Genomic DNA, 17,079 nt, shown 5'->3' on the forward strand with positions numbered 1-17,079 from the left:
GCGAAGACCGGTCTGTCGGCGATGAGAATGCGCCCACGTCTAATCGGCTCGTTCTGCGCTGGGCGCGGCGCGGCGACTTAACAGAAGAGATGTGGCGGCCCGCCACCGGGATGCCTTCGCCGTGCTTGCAATCACTGTCTCGTTTGCGGCCGGATCTCTTCGGACTGCACTAACCCTGCCTGTCCTTGACTCCGTGAGGGCCGCGATCCTTCTTAGAAATGCGTCGCTGTCGAACTCCTTCGAGGAGTGAACGGACTTTGTCGTCGACTGGATAGTATGGAAAAACACCTCCAGATTGATGACCGGTATCGGCTTGATGTTGCGGACCATATCGATATCCGATCGCATCGTTACAGCCAGGAAATATCGGTCCGAACGCAAGGCGTCGAACAGTTCCGGCACCGAGGACACAGCCGCCGCGACATATCCGTTCTCATTCAATTTCGAGACGATGTCGCAGGCAGCGTCTTTTGCGAGAAAGACGAGAATTGGCTTTTGCTGATTGTTTTGCGCGGAAGACATCACTGGCACACTCCTGACTTGTCGCCAAAAGTGTAGCCCGCATCGACGCTTCTGTTTGTTCGGTTTTATTCGGTTTTATTGCGCCACTGAGGGCTCGTGAAATTCATCAGGCCTTCGGATTTCGGTGCGCATTCACGACAACACCGTCCTGAGCCAAGGAGGCATTCTGTTTGTCTGCGTTCTCAGCAGCTTGTCGATCGATATCGATCCCGCACCCGAAACTACCAGGACGAACATACCGCCGGCAATCGCCAGGTCCTTCTCGAAATGCAGCAGCTCGTTCTGGCTCTCAAAATTCGTGTGAAAGAGCAAGGCGGTAGCCAGGCAGAAGAGCGCCAGCGCCAGTGCGCCAAGCCGGCTGAGGAGCCCTGTCGCAACGGAAAGGCCGGCGCCGATCTGAAGGGCAATGGTAGCAAGCGCGACCGGTGCCGACAGCCCCAGTTTCGCGAAAGTGTCGATGGTCGCGGTGACATCTGCCGCGAGTGACCAACCTTCGTGCAGGAAGATCAGTGACAGCAGAAGCCTGCCCAGGAGAAGAATAAGATCAGCCAGTCGGGGCCGGCTTGACGCGTTTTCCATCATACCCTCCAGTTAGAAGAGCAGGCGGCTCTCCCGCCTGTTCTTGCGTTCATATGCGGGTCAATTGCCGCCCTTGGCCGCGATGACCTCTTGCAGGTCTTCGAGTTCCTCGCAGCCGCTCGGACAAAGTTGCTTCAGCGATGACACCTGCTCCTCCGCCTTCGCCATCTCGCCCGTCTCGACATAGAGTTCGCCGAGATATTCACGCGCTGCCCTGTGATCTGGCTGCAGCTCTAGCGCCTTGGTGTAGTAGGTCAGCGACGTTCTGTAGTCGCCCGTCTTGCGCAGCGTATATCCCATCAGATTATAGACATCCGCCTGCTGGTTGTCTTCTGCAAGGCCGCGAAGCTCTGCCAACGCACCAGCATAGTCCTTGGTATCGATCTTGGCCCGCACCGAGGTCAGGTCGGGAGCGTCTGTCGATTGCATGTTGTCGACGGCAAAGGCGGGAAGCGCCGTCACCGCGGAGAAGCCTGCGGATATAGCGCAAAGCCAGATGTATCCGAGAATTGCATATTTCGTCATGGTGATCTCCTTTCGGCCTTTCAGGCCTGGATTGTCGGCGTGAAGCCATAGGCGCTTCCGTCCTTGACAAAGGTGCCGGAGCCAGGGAATGGGAAATGTGAGCCGCAAATCGCGATATTGTCGGCAATGATGCGGTCGATAAGACGGCGGCGCGTGTCGATGGCCGTCGGCCCATCCTGGTCGTAGCTGCCCTGCCATTCAGGATGGGGTGCGAGCAGCGCCGGCACATACATGATATCGGCCGAGACGAGCAGTTGCTTGCTGCCGGAGGCGACAAGATAGGTCGAATGGCCGGGCGTGTGACCGGGCGCGGCGACAAGCTGCACGCCGGGTGCGACTTCGGCGCCATCGGCGACGAGCTTCCAGTTCTTCCATTTCGGAAAGACCTCGGCGATGCGCTTGCCTGCCGGCTTGCGGCCTTCGGCGAGCTTTGAGACGCGGCCGGGCGCGGTCCACCAATTGTATTCGTCGGCATTGACGATGAGTTCGGCATTCGGGAAGACGGGATTGTTGGTGCCCCTTTCCATCAGTCCCCAGACATGGTCGGGATGGAAATGCGAGATCATGATCGTATCGATCTTCTTGTAGTCAATCCCCGCCGCGGCCATGTTCGCCGGCAGATAGGTGGCATTTTCCTGCCACTGACCGACGCCCGAGCCGGCATCCATCATGATCAGGCGGTTACCGAGCTTCAGGACCACGACAGTCAGCGGGATCGGCATGAACTCGGTGGTAAGCCCGGCTTTCGATAGCGCCTCCTTGGTATCCTCGATCGAGGCATTCTTGATGAAGGCCGGGTCATGCGGCTTTCTCCAGATGCCGTCGTAGATTGCCGTGATCTCGATATCGCCGACCTTGTATTTATAGAAGCCGACCGTCGGCTCCAGCGGTGTTGCAGCAAATGCCGGCATGACGAATTCAAGCTTCGACGACAGCCCGAATGCAGCAGCCGCAGCAGCCGACCCCAGGACGGCGCGACGTGACATGGTCAACATGAATATGCCTCCTCTTGTTGATGGCATTTCTGGTGGCGAAGACGACTATTGCTCATATGTCCTCGCTGACGAACTAGATCGCCGGCAAGGAACGCTTATTCCCGATCTCCAGCGTTATTTCTTCAAGTGATTGAAAAACAAGCGTAATTTATATCGCGTGCGACCGGTATCCCGCTGCGTGCAGAAAAATCGGCGCCGGCGTGGAATAAAACCCCGTGCCGATCGGTCTAGACGGCAAGGGACCGCATTGCATGCCTGCCGGTCTCACGCCTAAATTCGGCTGCTGTTGAGGCAGGGAGGATGATGACAAACGCTCAGATCACCTGTCCCGTCGGATCGACCGATTGGACGCTGCTGTTGGCCCGGCACGCGTCAAGAACCCGCATTCGGCCATCACCGCTAGCGGAGTTTCTCGGCGGCGTGGGCCGACTATTGCACCTCATGGTCTCGGAAAAATCGAGCAGCGATCCGATCGCTTCGACGGCGGATGCGACCATGCAGCACGAGTTCATGCAGCGCTTTCAGGACATGATCGTTCCGCATCTTGACGCGGCCTATAATTTTGCCCGCTTCCTCAGCCGCGACGCAGATGCCGCACAGGATATTGTGCAGGAAGCGTTCTTGCGCGCCTACCGCAATTTCGAAACCTATCGTGGCGGCGATCCGCGCGCGTGGCTCTTTGCCATCGTGAGGAACTGCTGCCATGTCTGGCGCCAGCAGGATCGCCGCAAGGCGCGGTTCGAGCAGCCTATGGGCAATGATGGCTACGCTGACCCTGATGAGGGTGGTGAGTACCAGATCGCCTCGGAGGAGGATTCGCCGGAGACAGAAACGATCCGGCGAAGCGAGCAGCAGCGCGTGCGCGCTGTTATCAGCCGGTTGCCCGAGGCGATGCGGGAAATTCTTGTCTTGCGCGAGCTTGAGGATCTCTCCTACCGGCAGATCGCCGAGATCATCGATGCGCCGATTGGCACTGTCATGTCGCGGCTTGCCAGGGCGCGGCGTGACTTTGGCGAAGCCTGGGATGCATGCAACAAGAGCGAGACCGCAGGATGAGTGAAGCCCAACGGAAAAGCTGCCCGGAATGGCGCGTCATGCTGCACGGCTTTGTCGATGGCCAGCTGGATTCCGCCCATGCAGCGCAATTCGAGGATCATCTTGCCACCTGCGCGCATTGCAGGGCGGAGATGGAAAGGGTCCGTGCCGTGAGAGAGATCATCGATCAGGATGGCGTCAAGTGGCGACCGCCGGAGGCACTGCGTTCGCAGGTCCTGTCGATGTTGTCATTCGAACAGGCAGCGGCGGCGTCCAGCCTGTCCCCGCCGCGCCAGGCGCCTGTCTGGCGCCGTGCCTTGGATTTCATTCGGCAATGGAGCTTCGTGCCTTCGCTCGCCGTCCTGGCGGCAGGCGCCATCCTATTTGTCAACGCGCCGTCGCAGACCGTGCTTTTGCAGGACCAGATCATGGCAAGCCATGTCAGGTCGATGATGGCCGATCATCTGACCGACGTGCTGACCTCGGATCAGCATACAGTAAAACCTTGGTTCAACGGCAAGATCGATTTCTCGCCGCCGGTCAGCGATCTCGCCAAGGATGGCTTTCCGCTGGTCGGCGGACGTGTCGACTATATCGGTGATCGCGCCGTTGCGGCCCTCGTCTACCGGCGCCATGGCCATGTCATCAACCTGTTCATCTGGCCGGCGGCATCGGCCGCGCAGACGACGACGGTGCATGACGGCTACAACATGACGCAATGGTCGGATGGCGGGCTCGTGTTCTGGGCGATTTCGGATGTCGCCGCCGGCGACCTGGCCGAGTTCGAGTCCTTCTTCAGGGCGGCGGCGAGAGCATGATGCCTAAAAGTGTGAGCGGTTTTCGGATGGCATCGTGTTCTGCTTTTTGATGTCTAAAGCAGGCTCGCCCCGACATTGATCGCCAGTGCCAGGATCGTCGTATTGAACAGAAACGATAGCACGGCATGCAACAGCGTCAGCTTGCGCATGCTGGTCGAACTGACCGCGACATCCGCCGTCTGCGCGGCAACGCCGATGGTGAAGGAGAAATAGAGGAAATCCCAGTAACCGGGCTCTTCGATCCCGTCAGGAAACTTGAGCCCGCCCTCCTCGTCCGCCCCGCCATAGAAATAATGGGCATAGTGGATGGTGAAGAGCGTATGCAGGAAGATCCAGGAGATCAGGATCGTCAGAACCGCGGCACCTGCCCGTGCCAGCGCGACGTCAGGTGCCGCCTCCTTGATCGAGTGGAGCTCAAGGCCGATGCCGGCGATGCTGGCAAGTGCCGCACCGATCGAAAGAGCCAAGAGGACGGTGTCGGAGAAGTCGAGATCCGCGGAGCGTTTCCGGATGCTTTCGACCGTCGCCCGCAGCATCTTGCGCCAGCTGAGAGCCACAAAAACGCCGGCGCTGACATTCCAGCCGAACAGGATGTTGCCGGCGCTGACGTCGCGCGACGTCAGAAGCAGGAAGACCACCAGTCCGGCAAGGGCGGCGATGATGAAGCTCGCATGCTTGTAGGCAAATGCCGCCAGCGAATTTGCTCGTTCCTCATCCGCCATATCGGTCTCCGACAGCATATGCCCTTGATAACACCACGAAAAAGGCGCGCCTGCCAGCCGGCAGCCGCGCCTCCGATTGCATGCCGTGCCTTATCAGGCGGCGGCGAGCTGCAGTTCCTTCTGCACCATGGTGCGCAACGTTCCCAGATCCTTGGCGAAGGCGCGGATGCCTTCGGCGAGTTTTTCCGTCGCCATCGCATCTTCGTTCATCATCCAGCGGAAGGTCTTCTCGTCGACCGAGACCTTCGGATCCGGCTTGCGGCTGTCCGGCAAGAGCTTGCGCTCCAGCTTGCCTTCATCCTTGGCCAGTTCGTCGAGCAGGTTCGGGCTGATGGTCAGGCGGTCGCAGCCGGCAAGGGCTTCGATTTCGCCGGCGCTGCGGAAGGAGGCGCCCATGACGATCGTCTTAATGTCGTTCGCCTTGTAGTAGTTGTAGATTTCACGGACGGAGATGACGCCCGGATCTTCCTCGGCAGTGTAGTCCTTGCCGGTCGACTTCTTGTACCAGTCGAGTATGCGGCCGACGAAGGGCGAGATCAGGAACACTTTGGCGTCGGCGCAAGCGATCGCCTGGGCCTTGCTGAAAAGAAGCGTCAGGTTGCAGTCGATGCCCTCCTTCTGCAGGACTTCCGCAGCGCGGATGCCTTCCCAGGTGGAAGCGAGCTTGATGAGGATGCGGTCCTGGCCGATGCCGCGATCCTTGTAGGCGGCGATGATTGCGCGCGCCTTGGCAAGCGAAGCCTCGGTATCGAAGGAAAGATCGGCATCGACTTCGGTCGAGACGCGGCCTGGGACGAGCTTCACCAGGGCTGCGCCGACGGAGATGGCGAGACGATCGGCGACGGCTGATGAAACGGCTTCGGGATTGCCGCCCTGTTTCTTGCCCCAGGCGACGGCTTCCTTGATGGCGTCAGCAAACATCGGCGTGCCGAGAGCCTTGAGCACGATGCTCGGGTTCGTCGTGCAATCTACAGGCTTCAGGCGTGCGACGGCCTCGATGTCGCCGGTATCGGCGACCACGGTGGTAATCTCGCGGAGTTGGTCAAGCTTGGATGTCATGGTCAATAATCCTTGTTGAACTTGGGCTGCGACCGGCGCGAGTTCCGCCGGGCAAAGGTGATCTACCGACAGGTTGTTTGCATGCTGCAGGCGAAAATGCGCGCATCCGTCACGGATGATTCATAAACGTGAAGGACAGTAGCCATGTTCCCGGACGCAAGCGATGCCGCTTGCGGCTGGAAGGCCGGCCGTGACTTTCGGCATGCCCGCACTATGTCCTCCTCGGACGGACAAGAACGACGTGTGTCACCCGGACTATCGCCATTCGCCTAACGAAAAGTCAAGGACATTTGTGCAATTCAATTGACATAAGTTTCACACCCGTCATTATCCCCGGCAACAAAAGCGTCGCTAAGGCCTTTCATCCCATGAGGGATCTAGGGCAGGAAATCGTGCGGAGGAGATGTGGTCAAGCTCAAACGCGGCACGCACACGGCCTATTCGGAGGCATCCTCGCTGCGGCTAAGGGCGGCATGGCTCTATTACAACGAGGGCCTGACCCAGAAGGACGTCGCCGAACAGCTCGGCATCAGCCGCACGACGGTGATCCGCCTGCTCGACGAGGCGATGAAGCGCAGCGAAGTCCAGATCTGGATCAACGATTCGATCGGGGACTGCGTTGAACTTTCGGTGAAGCTGGAGCGTGCCTATGGCCTCGACGAGGCGATTGTCGTCCCTGCGCCGGTCAATGGTGACGTCAATTCGCTGGCTAAAAATGTCGGCCTGGCGCTTGGCCAGTTCCTCTCCGAAGCCATCCCCGACGACTATACCATCGGCGTCGGCTGGGGCCGCACCATGACCGCCTCGCTGTCGAGCTTCCGGCCGCCGCGCCGCGCCAATTGCAAGGTCGTCTCGCTGCTCGGCGGCATCGTCGCCGTGCACCAGACGAACCCGATCGATTACACATGGCGGCTGGCAAACCAGCTCGGCGCCGAATGCTACATGTTCCTGGCGCCGCTTCTCGTCGATTCCATCGAGACCAAGCGGAATCTGATCGAGAAATGCGGGCTGGACACGATCTATCGCCTCGCCGAGAACCTCGATCTGGCGATCGTCAGCTGCGGCGATATCGGCCCGCATTCGACCTCGCTGTCGGAGGGCTGGATATCAAAGGCCGAGTTGCAACAATTGATCGATGCCGGCTGCGTCTGCGACACGATGTTCAACTTCCTCGACAAGGACGGCAATTCGGTTGACCATTCGATCAATCGGCGCGTCATGTCCGTCGATCTCGACACGCTGAAGGAGGCCAAGCACATCGTGCTCTCCTCCGGCGGCGCCCATCGGGCCGTGGCAATCCGTGCGACGATCAAGCGCATCGGCTGCAACACGCTGATCACCGACGAAAGTGCTGCCCGGGCATTGCTGGAACTGGCCGAGACATCACCGTCTGCCACTTCTCCCCAGCAGGGAGAACTGCCGGAGCGATAAGCGGCGAACGACCCGCCTCCGCCCAGGAAACCCGCTCAGGCGTGCGCCGATTCCCAGCCGAGCATCGCCCGTTTGCGGGTGAGGCCCCAATGGTAGCCCGTCAGCGCGCCATTCTTGCCAAGCGCCCGATGGCAGGGCACCACGAAGGAGATCGGGTTTGCCCCGACCGCCGCACCAACGGCGCGTTGCGCCGTCGGCCGGCCGATATCGTTGGCGATATCGGAATAGGTGACCGCCTTGCCGAACGGGATTTTCAACAGGCTCTGCCAGACGCGCACCTGGAAGTCCGTGCCGATCAACACGACACGCAGCGGCTGGTCCGAGGACCATTTGCCGGGCTCGAAGATGCGGGCGGCATAGGGAACCGTCGCCTGCAGGTCTTCGACATATTCGGCATTCGGCCAGCGGCAAGTCATATCCTCGAGGCAGGCCCGCTCGTCGCCGGAATCGCTGAAGGCAAGGCCGGCAAGGCCGCGGTCGGTCACCATGATCAACGCCACGCCGAAGGGGCAGATGTGGAAGCCGTAGCGGATGGTGAGACCACCGCCCTTCGCCTTCCATTCTCCGGGCGACATCGCCTCATGCGTGACGAAGAGGTCGTGCAGGCGGCTCGGCCCGGAGAGACCGACCTCAATCGAGGTCTCGAGCAACGGCATGTCTTCCCCACGCAGCAATCGCTTGGCGTGGTCGAGCGTCACCGCCTGCAGGAAGCCCTTGGGCGACAGGCCGGCCCACCGGGTGAAGGTCTTCTGCAGCTGGGTCGGCGACTGGTTGAGCCGCGCCGCGATCGCCTCCAGCGAAGGCTGGTCGCGGTAATCCTCGGTGATGAGTTCGATTACCCGACGGACAATGTCATAATCAGGGCCGTCAGGCGTGATGTCTGTCTGCAGGTTGGCAATCATATTCATCGTCTTTCTCCTTGTCACAAGGAGATAGTCAATAGGGGGTGAGCAAACCACCCGATTCTTGCGTAGCCGCTGGATAGAGCAATTCCAGGAAAAGTGCGAAGCGGTTTTCCGTCCGGAATTGCGTAAAAGCAAAAGCTAGAGCGGTTCTGCGCTTCCGTGAAAAGCTGAACCGCTCTAGCTCAGATCCGCTGCTTGACCGTCGCCAGTGCTCCCTTGAAGGCCTTGGCGAAGCTTTCGCGATCGTCGGGATTGAGGAAGGAGCCGATATCCGTGCGCCGGCCCTCACCGAAGATATGCATGGAAAGAATGCCGATCTCCTGGTGCCGGCGAACGAGGAAGCGTGCCCAGAACGGATTGAAATGATGCTCTACCATCCGTCCCGATGGCGTAAACTTGCGCACCGACACGTCCACACGCGACACCGTCACCTGTTCGCGCGCTTTTCCGGAGCGGTAATTCAGCCAGAAGGCGCCGTAGAGAAGCACGAAATCCAGTCCGAAGAAGAAGCCTATCGGCCAGGCGCCTGTCGCGATGAAGAACATGCCGTAGAGGAAGCAGACCGCACCGGACAGGGCAAGCAGCACCTTGAAGCCCCGGCGGCCAAGTGACCGGTGGGGAAAGAGTTCGGCAGCGAAAACAGGCTGCTCGTTGGAGCTGTCGGCGTTGCTTTCCATCATGGCTGCTGAGTATAGAGTTTCCATGGCAAATCCGAAACTCAAATCCGTTACCAAGACGCCTCAGGATACGAAAGTGATCGTCAGCCGCAAATCGGCGGCAGCGGTGCGCACCGCCTATTCACTGGCCGAGCGAGAGGAAATCTTCCGTCGCTTCTCGGTGCAGCGGCCGGAACCGAGGGGCGAGCTCGAGCACACCAACCCCTTCACGCTCGTCGTCGCCGTCGCGCTTTCGGCGCAAGCGACCGATGTCGGCGTCAACAAGGCGACGCGCGCGCTCTTCAAGGTTGCCGATACGCCGGAAAAGATGCTCGATCTCGGCGAGGAGCGGCTGCGCGATTACATCAGGACGATCGGCCTCTACCGCAACAAGGCGAAAAACGTTATCGCGCTCTCACAGATGCTGGTCGACCAATTCGGCGGCAAGGTGCCGGAGACGCGCGACGAACTGGTGAGATTGCCGGGCGTCGGCCGCAAGACCGCCAATGTCGTGCTGTCCATGGCCTTCGGCCAGGCGACGATGGCCGTCGATACGCACATCTTCCGCATCGCCAATCGCATCAGGCTTGCCCCCGGTAAGACGCCAGACGAGGTCGAGGCGCGGCTGATGAAGGTGATCCCGAAGCATTACCTCTATCACGCCCATCACTGGCTGATCTTGCATGGTCGCTACACCTGCAAGGCGCGCCGGCCCGAATGCGAGCGTTGCGTCATTGCCGATCTCTGCAAATCGCCGGAGAAGAGTTGGGATGTGCCGGCGCCGCTCGTCGAGCTACCGCCACAGATGATCGGCGAGGCCGTCGAGTAGAACAGCGATCGCCTGTTCGTAATGCCGCCTCTCAGCGCCCGCCTCGATCGCGATCGCCGCGCGATCGAAGGCCGCCGATAGCAGCGACGTCAGCGGTTCGAGCATAGCGCCGGCCTTCGGAAGCATGGCTGCAAGCCCTGCCCGCAGCGTCGCTTCCGCATTCTCTGCATCGATCGCCGCGGTCGCCGACAAGCCGAGAACGGCAGGTGCCTCGATCAGCAGCAGCCGCGTGCGCCCTTCCGCCCTCATCGCATCGAAATAGGCCGAGGCACCGGCGATCAGCGTGGCACGCGGCGCGTCGTAAGACGCCGAGCGCGCCTCGATGGCCTCGCCCACCGCTTTCGCCTCGCATTCGATAACCGCGCGAAAAAGCGCCTTCTTGTCTTCAAAATGATGATAGAGCGCGCCACGCGTCACTCCCGCCGCCGCCACGATCTCCGGCGTCGCGGTTTCGGCATAACCTTTCTCGACGAAGAGGCGCCGACCGGCGTCGATCAGCGCCTGTCTCGTCTGTTCCGTTCTCTCGCGATTGCTGCGGCTCATACGCTCTCTTTACATACAAACTGAATGTATGTTAATAGGCAAAAACATACAGATTGTATGTAAATGCAAAGGAGGAAAAGAGATGAAATCGACGAGCTATTATCCTGTCATCATGACCGACGACGTTGCCGGCACCGGCAGCTTCTATTGTACGCATTTCGGCTTCAAAGCTCTGTTCGAGAGCGACTGGTACGTTCACCTGCAATCGGCAGAGAATGAGCACATCGCGCTTGCCATCCTTGACAACAGCCACGAGACCATCCCGACTATAGCCCGCGGCAAGGTGTCTGGCCTGCTCCTCAATTTCGAGGTCGCCGATGTCGATGCAATCTATGCAGCCTGCCGGAGCGCCGGCCTGCCAATTCTGAGAGAAATCCGCGACGAGGATTTCGGCCAGCGGCATTTCATCACTGCCGATCCGAACGGTGTGCTGATCGACATCATCAAGCCGATCCCGCCGAGCGCTGAATTTGCGGCGATGTACGACTTCTCCGCCCTGCCTGGTTGAGCCTTAGAGCCTTTCCGGGTTAGATTGAAGCATTCTGCCGGAGCAGGTTTTCGTCAGGGCAAAGGCGATTGGCGAAGGGCATACCTCTTGGTACGTTCGAGCCGATCGCCTCTGATCCTGACGGAAAGATGCCCGGCCCTTCGGGTTGGCTGAAACGGGCCGGCTGATCGACCGGCCGACTCCGTTTGAGCCAACAGAATGCTTCAATCTAACCCGAAAAGGCTCTAGGTCCGCAAACCGGTATCCCGTGCGGAAACCAGTTTGTGCAGATGCACCATCATGCCGGCGGCAAAAAGCGGTGTCAGCAGATTGACGATCGGGATCGCCAGAAAGAGGGCGATCACCAGCCCGCCGAGAAAGACGGTGGAGGCATGCTTGGCGCGGAAGAGCCGTGCCTCATCAGGCGAACGGGAGCGCATAGCGGCGAATTCGAAGAACTCCCGTCCGAGCAGATAGCCATTCACCAGAAAGAACGCGACCAGATTGACGCCGGGGATAAACAGCAACAACAATGCCACGATATTGCCGAGGATCACCACGCCGAGGAACTTGATCGAGCTTGCCATCGCCGGACCGAGCGGCATGGCGGTGCCCGGCGCGTCCTTGGGATAGTCGCGCTTTTCGATGACATCGGCGACATCGTCGAGAAACAGGCCGGCGATCAGCGCCGTCACCGGCGACAGCAGCAGCGCCAGCATCAGCGCAAGGCCGATACCGGCAAGGATCGCGAAGAGGAAAGCGAGCCACCCCGCCCAATCCGGCATATCGGGAAAGAAGCCCGTGAGCCAGGGAAAGAGGAAGGCCATGAAGGCCCCGCGCAAAGCGAACCAGAGGCCGACGAGCACGAGAATCGTCAGGCCGAGCACCTTCCAGAAGACAGAACGTGTTTCCGATGCGAACAAATTGGCGAGCGAAAGTCGAGCGGCGTCAAGAATCATGTCTCAGGCGTCTCCGGTTGCGCCGAAGATGTAGGAAAGGTGGAGGCCATCGACAAGAGAGAATAAAATTGCATTCTGTAATAGAAAACTTGTCGAAAACTGAATGCTAATATAATATTGTAAGGCATCTAAAATACGCATGGGCCTGAGAAGCAGCTTCCGAGAATAGTTGCAAAGACAAGGGCGCGCAACAGCGCACCCCCGGAACGCCTCTGAGGGAAGACGGGGGAGGCTGATGTGGAAGACTTTGTGCACAAACTCAGGCAATACGCAAAAACCGGCACGCCGGCCGAACGCCGTATCGCGAAATATTTCACCGAGCACCTGAACGACCTGCCGTTCGAGACGGCTGCGTCCGTCGCCGACAGACTGGATCTTTCGCCGATGACCGTCGGGCGCTTCCTGCGCGCGCTCGGCTATCAGGGACTGGACAGCGTCAAGGTGGAGATTCGCGAGACCGTGACGACATCGCCGGCGCAATTGCAGAGCGCTATGAGCGAGCTGCATGCGGACGCCGCGGAGGGTAAACCGCTCGCCGTGCTGGTTGCCGAACAGATCCAGGCCCTCCATCACATCTATCATCTGACGGCGCAGGCGCACTGGTCGGAGGCCGTCGGCTTGATCAGCACTGCCCGCGAAGTGTCGATCGCCACGCATGCGCGGCTCTCAAGCCTGGCCAATCATTTCTGTCAGCGGCTGACGCAAGCCCGCGACGGCGTGCGCACCCTCGACGCCGCCGACAACCGTTTTGCGGAACTCTTCGCCCGGTTGGCGGTCGACGACGCGCTGCTTGTCATCATCGATTGCCGCCGCTTCGCCAAGGCACGGCTGCTTGCCAGAACGGCGCGGCGCTACGGTTATAAGGTGGTGCTCATTTCGCCGCAGCAAGCGGACTGGATGGCAGACCAGTCGAACGTCATGCTGCCTTTGCCGCCCGCTCGCGCCCCCGATCTCGATAATCTTCCGCCGCTGATCGCGCTGCTCGATTGCTTGTCGGAATCCGTCATCCTCCAAGTCGGAGAAGAGGCTGCGCTTCGCCGCCGCCGCATGATGGAATTCGCGACAGTCCTCGGCGAGACGGCAAACCACTAATTTAAAAGGCCAGCGCATAGGCGGCGTCTATTGCATCGTTTCCAGTTCGGCGCGGTGCCGGTGCATGGCGAGAAGACGGCGGTAGTCGCGGTCGTAAAGCGCCTGCTTGGCCTTGTCGGGAAGCCGTTCGTCGCCGCCCGGATACATCGCCTCGCCGGCCGCCGCCAGATCCTTGTACAAGCCGCAGGCGACGGATGCTGCGATCGCGGTGCCGAGCAGCACCGCCTCGTTCATCCTCGGCACCACGACCTTGCAACCGGTCGCATCACTATAAAGCTCCATCAGCACCGGGTTCTTCACATGCCCTCCGGCAATATGCAGCGTATCGGGCATGTAGCCGTATTCCTTCATCATTTCCAGGATATGGCGGATGCCGAGCGCAATCCCCACCGCAGACCGCCAATAGAGCGCGCAGAGCCCGTCGAAGGACGTATCAAGTGTCAGCCCGCTGACGACGCCGACGGCATGCGGATCGGCGAGCGGCGAACGGTTGCCATGGAAATCCGGCAGCACGAAGATCCGCGCACCGAAGTCATCGCCCTCCTCAGCCCGCAATTCCGCGATGCGCGCGACGATCTTCTGATGCAGCGCTGCCGTCGGCTCGCCACCGGCCGCATGCATGCGCACGATGTGGTCGAGCAACGCGCCGGTCGCCGATTGCCCGGCCTCCACCAGCCAGGACTGCGGGAAGACAGCCTCGTAATAGGGACCCCACATGCCATGGCTCGGCTTACGTTCCCGCGAGAAGGTAACGATGCAGCTCGACGTGCCGGCAATCAGCGCCAGCTGGTGCTCGCGTTTGACAAGATCGGCAGCGTAGCCGCCGAGCGCGCCGAGTGCGCCGGCATAGGCGTCGATCATCCCGGCAGCGACATGGCAGTCCGTCGTCAGCCCCAGCGCTTCCGCCGCTTCCTGCGTCAGCCGGCCGACGCTGTCTCCGACCGGCGTGGTCTCATCCGGCAGGTGGCCGCGCGCCTGAAGGTCCTCAAGGCCGATCCGTTCCAGGAAATCCTGCTGCCAGCCCTTTTCGAGATGGGCGAGATAGTTCCATTTCGCCGTCAGCGTGCAGCGCGAGCGGGCGGGCGATCCGGTCGATTTCCATGTCATGAAATCGGCGAGATCGAAGAAGTAGCCGGCCTTTTCCCATGTGGCGGGCAGCTTCTTCTTCAGCCACATCAGCTTCGGCATCTCCATTTCCGGCGACATCACGTGGCCGGAATGTTCGAGCACCCTATGCTGCGTCGCCGTGCAGAAATCGGCTTCCTTCAGCGCCCGATGGTCGAGCCAGACGATCGTGTCGAAACGCCTCTCCCCGCCTGTGGAAACGCTGAGCTGCCGGCCCTCGACGTCACGGACGACGAGCGAACAGGTGGCGTCGAAGCCGATCGCTCCGACCGAGGCGGCGGCGATGCCGGATTGCTCCATCGCCCTGCGCACTGCCATGCAGGCGGCCGACCAGATATCTTCGGAATCGTGCTCGGCATGGTTTTCGCGCGGCCGGTTCATCACGATCGGATGCTCCGCCTTGGCGAGCAGTCGGCCACGTGCATCGAAGACGCCGGCGCGCGCACTGCCCGTGCCGATATCTACCGCAACCACATGATCACGCATCAAGTCTTGGTCCCGTCCAGCTTATGGTTGCGGACAAGGTGTATCAAATCCGGCATGGCGTCAAACACCACTTCCGGCGAAAGGCGGTCGAGTTCGGCACGGTATCCGGCGAAGTTGGCGTGTGATCCGCCGGTGAAGGCGAAGACCGTCATGCCTGCCGCCTTGGCGGCGGCAACGCCGGCCGGGCTGTCTTCAACGACAAGGCAATGAGCAGGCTCGACCTGCATTTCACGCGCCGCATGCAGGAAGAGATCAGGCGCCGGTTTGCCGCGCTTGACCATCGTCGCGCTGAAGATGTCGGGCAGTTTGTCGAGAAGTCCGGTCACCGACAGCGACAGCCGGATTCGCTCCATCTGGCTCGACGAGGCAACGCAACAGGGAAGGCCAAGCCCGTCGATCGTCGCGGCGATACCCTCGATCGGCTTCAGTTCCGTGCGAAAACGGGCGTAGAGATCGGTGCGGATACGCTCGAGGAATTCCTCGCCGGCATGAACGTTGAATTCGGTTTCCAGCGTATCGATGAGAGTAGACAGGCTGCGGCCGAGAAAACGCTCATAAGCCTGGTCCTCGGTGATCGAGACGCCGAGATCGTTCATCGCCCCGACGAGCACGCTGATCGAGATCGGCTCGCTGTCAACGAGTACGCCATCGCAATCGAAGATGACCAGCCGTATTTCAGCATCAGCCATGGAAGACCCAACCTGAGTTCAATTCGGACGCGTTACCGTCCCGCGTCACTCGCAAGGCCGGACGAATGGCGGCAGCAGATACCGCCATCCGGATTCCTTACACTGCGAGCTTGCCGTCGAGATAGAGCTGCAGCGTCTCCCGCGTGCCCTTTTCCCACAGGGTTTTGAGAGCATAAGCGAAACGCTTGCGGAAAAGTTCGGATTTCGCCACTTCGCCGAATATATCGTCGAAGACGAGGAAGGCCGACGGGTCGTCCTTGGCTTTCAGCGCCGCCGCATGCAGGCGCTCTGCGCTCGCATCGTTGAAGACGATATCCTTGCCGCTGTCGGACTTGCCGGCGAAATAGCGGCACCAGAGAGCTGAAACCAGCGCCAGGCCGACGACGTCCCTGCCCTGACGCAGATTGTCGAGCGTCGACGGCAGGATGAATTTCGGCTGGCGGTTGGAGCCGTCCTGCGCCAGCCGCGGAATGGTATCCGCAATCTTCGGATTGAGCAGGCGATGTTCGATCAGGGCGAAATAATCCGTCAGCGACGTGGTCGGCACCGGCGGCACGATCGGGATGATCTCGTCTTTCTCGAGCTTGGCAAGGAAGGCGCGGATCAGCGGGTCTTCCATGGAATCATGAACGAAATGAATGTCCATCAACGCCGCCGGATAGGCGATCGCGGCATGCCCGCCGTTGAGGATGCGGATCTTCATGTGCTCGTAGGGCGTGACATCGGGGACGAAGGTGACGCCGACCTTTTCCAGCGCCGGCCGGCCGGCCGTGAACTTATCCTCGAGCACCCATTGCTTGAATTCCTCGCAATAGACCGGCCAACTGTCCTCGATCTGGAAATTGTCCCGGAGGAAATCGACCTCGCGCTGGCTGGTCGCCGGGGTGATGCGGTCGACCATGCCGTTCGGGAAGGCGACATTCGCCCGGATCCAGTCGGCAAAGGCAGGGTCCGAAAGTGCGGCCGTGCCGACGACGGCGTTGGCGGTGACGACTCCATTATGGGGAATGTTATCGCAGGACATGACGGTGAAGGGACCGATGCCCTTGTCCTTGCGCGCTTTCAGGCCGGCGACGATCAGGCCGAACACTGTTTTCGGCGCGTTGGGATTTTGCCCGTCGGCGGCGATCGCCGGATGGGTCGGATTGAATGTGCCAGATGCGTCGATGAAATAGCCGCCCTCGGTGATCGTCATCGAGACGATGCGGATCTCCGGATCAGCAAGCTTGGCAATGATCGCAGTGGCATCTCCGACCGGCAGGATGTCGATCATCGGTGCCGTGACGCGCGCCGCCGTCTTGTTGTTGTCTTGTTCGACCACCGTCGTCAGGAAATCCTGCGCCGCAAGCTTTTCGCGCATGGCGGCATCCGACGGCAGCACACCGGCGCCGACGATCGCCCAGTCGTGATCCGTGCCGGCGTTGAAGAGATCGTCGAGATAGATCGCCTGGTGGGCACGGTGGAAATTGCCGACGCCGAAGTGCACGATGCCGGCTTTCAGCGATGCCCTGTCATATCCAGGGATGGCGGCAGTGCGCGCCACATCCGAAAGCGTTGCCAGCGATAATTTGCACGTCATGTTTCAGTCCTCTTGAAGGTCTTCCGGAAGCGGCCGGGCGCCA

The 17,079-nt window shown here is 60.5% G+C and carries 19 protein-coding genes; 6 read left to right on the forward strand and 13 right to left on the reverse strand.

Annotated elements, in window-relative coordinates:
* Nucleotides 1-39: 39 nt before the first annotated feature.
* From AB8B31_RS18770 to AB8B31_RS18785, 4 genes are all read right to left on the reverse strand, one after another.
* Nucleotides 40-531 (reverse strand): hypothetical protein, encoded by a 492-nt coding sequence (locus AB8B31_RS18770; RefSeq protein WP_130759044.1) that lies wholly within the window; start codon nucleotides 529-531, stop codon nucleotides 40-42.
* 123 nt (nucleotides 532-654) lie between these two features.
* Complete coding sequence (locus tag AB8B31_RS18775; protein WP_166480776.1) at nucleotides 655-1,104, reverse strand: DoxX family protein; 450 nt, start codon at nucleotides 1,102-1,104, stop codon at nucleotides 655-657.
* A 57-nt stretch (nucleotides 1,105-1,161) separates the two neighbouring features.
* The gene (locus AB8B31_RS18780) at nucleotides 1,162-1,626 is read right to left on the reverse strand and encodes a tetratricopeptide repeat protein (protein ID WP_166480775.1); all 465 of its coding nucleotides are present in this window, start codon (nucleotides 1,624-1,626) and stop codon (nucleotides 1,162-1,164) included.
* 20 nt (nucleotides 1,627-1,646) lie between these two features.
* Entirely contained in the window at nucleotides 1,647-2,621 is a 975-nt protein-coding gene (locus tag AB8B31_RS18785; protein ID WP_166480774.1) for an MBL fold metallo-hydrolase, read from the reverse strand.
* A gap of 300 nt (nucleotides 2,622-2,921) precedes the next feature.
* On the opposite strand from AB8B31_RS18785, the gene AB8B31_RS18790 reads away from it, so the two are divergent.
* Together AB8B31_RS18790 and AB8B31_RS18795 are read left to right on the forward strand one after the other, a co-directional pair.
* Complete coding sequence (locus AB8B31_RS18790) at nucleotides 2,922-3,677, forward strand: sigma-70 family RNA polymerase sigma factor (protein ID WP_026230604.1); 756 nt, start codon at nucleotides 2,922-2,924, stop codon at nucleotides 3,675-3,677.
* On the forward strand, nucleotides 3,674-4,474 hold the full coding sequence (locus AB8B31_RS18795; protein ID WP_166480773.1) for an anti-sigma factor family protein: 801 nt from the start codon (nucleotides 3,674-3,676) through the stop codon (nucleotides 4,472-4,474). Before AB8B31_RS18790 ends, AB8B31_RS18795 begins: the two co-directional genes overlap by 4 nt.
* Before the next feature lie 53 nt (nucleotides 4,475-4,527).
* Here the strand turns inward: AB8B31_RS18795 and AB8B31_RS18800 are convergent, their stop codons facing one another.
* Complete coding sequence (locus tag AB8B31_RS18800; protein WP_018243647.1) at nucleotides 4,528-5,196, reverse strand: DUF1345 domain-containing protein; 669 nt, start codon at nucleotides 5,194-5,196, stop codon at nucleotides 4,528-4,530.
* Between the two features lie 93 nt (nucleotides 5,197-5,289).
* Complete coding sequence (gene tal, locus AB8B31_RS18805) at nucleotides 5,290-6,255, reverse strand: transaldolase (protein ID WP_026188531.1); 966 nt, start codon at nucleotides 6,253-6,255, stop codon at nucleotides 5,290-5,292.
* Between the two features lie 405 nt (nucleotides 6,256-6,660).
* Between tal and AB8B31_RS18810 the strand changes: the two genes are divergently transcribed.
* Nucleotides 6,661-7,686 (forward strand): sugar-binding transcriptional regulator, encoded by a 1,026-nt coding sequence (locus AB8B31_RS18810; RefSeq protein ID WP_065278088.1) that lies wholly within the window; start codon nucleotides 6,661-6,663, stop codon nucleotides 7,684-7,686.
* A gap of 35 nt (nucleotides 7,687-7,721) precedes the next feature.
* On the opposite strand, the gene AB8B31_RS18815 is transcribed toward AB8B31_RS18810, so the two are convergent.
* Both AB8B31_RS18815 and AB8B31_RS18820 read right to left on the reverse strand, forming a co-directional pair.
* Nucleotides 7,722-8,594: a methylated-DNA--[protein]-cysteine S-methyltransferase gene (locus AB8B31_RS18815; RefSeq protein WP_028733924.1), complete on the reverse strand. Its 873-nt coding sequence runs from the start codon at nucleotides 8,592-8,594 to the stop codon at nucleotides 7,722-7,724.
* A gap of 179 nt (nucleotides 8,595-8,773) precedes the next feature.
* A complete protein-coding gene (locus tag AB8B31_RS18820) occupies nucleotides 8,774-9,271 on the reverse strand; it encodes a DUF2244 domain-containing protein (RefSeq protein WP_128408730.1) in 498 nt (165 codons plus the stop codon).
* Between AB8B31_RS18820 and nth the strand changes: the two genes are divergently transcribed.
* The gene (gene nth, locus AB8B31_RS18825; RefSeq protein ID WP_018243652.1) at nucleotides 9,270-10,076 is read left to right on the forward strand and encodes an endonuclease III; all 807 of its coding nucleotides are present in this window, start codon (nucleotides 9,270-9,272) and stop codon (nucleotides 10,074-10,076) included. The two genes, AB8B31_RS18820 and nth, sit on opposite strands and share 2 nt — an antisense overlap.
* On the opposite strand, the gene AB8B31_RS18830 is transcribed toward nth, so the two are convergent.
* Nucleotides 10,041-10,619, reverse strand: coding sequence for a TetR/AcrR family transcriptional regulator (locus tag AB8B31_RS18830; protein WP_018243653.1), 579 nt, complete (start codon nucleotides 10,617-10,619; stop codon nucleotides 10,041-10,043). The genes nth and AB8B31_RS18830 overlap by 36 nt on opposite strands.
* Nucleotides 10,620-10,701: 82 nt before the next feature.
* Here AB8B31_RS18830 and AB8B31_RS18835 point away from each other — a divergent pair, with 82 nt between their 5' ends.
* Nucleotides 10,702-11,127 carry a VOC family protein gene (locus AB8B31_RS18835; RefSeq protein WP_166480772.1) on the forward strand — a complete coding sequence of 142 codons (426 nt, stop codon included), beginning with the start codon at nucleotides 10,702-10,704 and terminating at the stop codon, nucleotides 11,125-11,127.
* Between the two features lie 224 nt (nucleotides 11,128-11,351).
* On the opposite strand, the gene AB8B31_RS18840 is transcribed toward AB8B31_RS18835, so the two are convergent.
* Nucleotides 11,352-12,065 carry a sulfate transporter family protein gene (locus AB8B31_RS18840; protein ID WP_018243655.1) on the reverse strand — a complete coding sequence of 238 codons (714 nt, stop codon included), beginning with the start codon at nucleotides 12,063-12,065 and terminating at the stop codon, nucleotides 11,352-11,354.
* A gap of 237 nt (nucleotides 12,066-12,302) precedes the next feature.
* On the opposite strand from AB8B31_RS18840, the gene AB8B31_RS18845 reads away from it, so the two are divergent.
* Nucleotides 12,303-13,157, forward strand: coding sequence for a MurR/RpiR family transcriptional regulator (locus AB8B31_RS18845; RefSeq protein WP_018243656.1), 855 nt, complete (start codon nucleotides 12,303-12,305; stop codon nucleotides 13,155-13,157).
* Nucleotides 13,158-13,184: 27 nt separating this feature from the next.
* Here AB8B31_RS18845 and AB8B31_RS18850 read toward each other — a convergent pair whose 3' ends face one another.
* The 3 genes from AB8B31_RS18850 to AB8B31_RS18860 form a co-directional block, all read right to left on the reverse strand.
* Entirely contained in the window at nucleotides 13,185-14,768 is a 1,584-nt protein-coding gene (locus AB8B31_RS18850) for an FGGY-family carbohydrate kinase (protein ID WP_166480771.1), read from the reverse strand.
* Nucleotides 14,768-15,457, reverse strand: a complete 690-nt coding sequence (locus AB8B31_RS18855) for an HAD family hydrolase (RefSeq protein WP_166480770.1) — start codon at nucleotides 15,455-15,457, stop codon at nucleotides 14,768-14,770. Before AB8B31_RS18855 ends, AB8B31_RS18850 begins: the two co-directional genes overlap by 1 nt.
* 97 nt (nucleotides 15,458-15,554) lie before the next feature.
* Nucleotides 15,555-17,036: a mannitol dehydrogenase family protein gene (locus AB8B31_RS18860; protein ID WP_166480769.1), complete on the reverse strand. Its 1,482-nt coding sequence runs from the start codon at nucleotides 17,034-17,036 to the stop codon at nucleotides 15,555-15,557.
* Nucleotides 17,037-17,079 lie beyond the last annotated feature (43 nt).

Origin of the sequence: Rhizobium sp. 62_C5_N11_2 (assembly GCF_051811185.1) — a bacterium.
Taxonomy (GTDB): Bacteria; Pseudomonadota; Alphaproteobacteria; order Rhizobiales; family Rhizobiaceae; genus Rhizobium; species Rhizobium leguminosarum.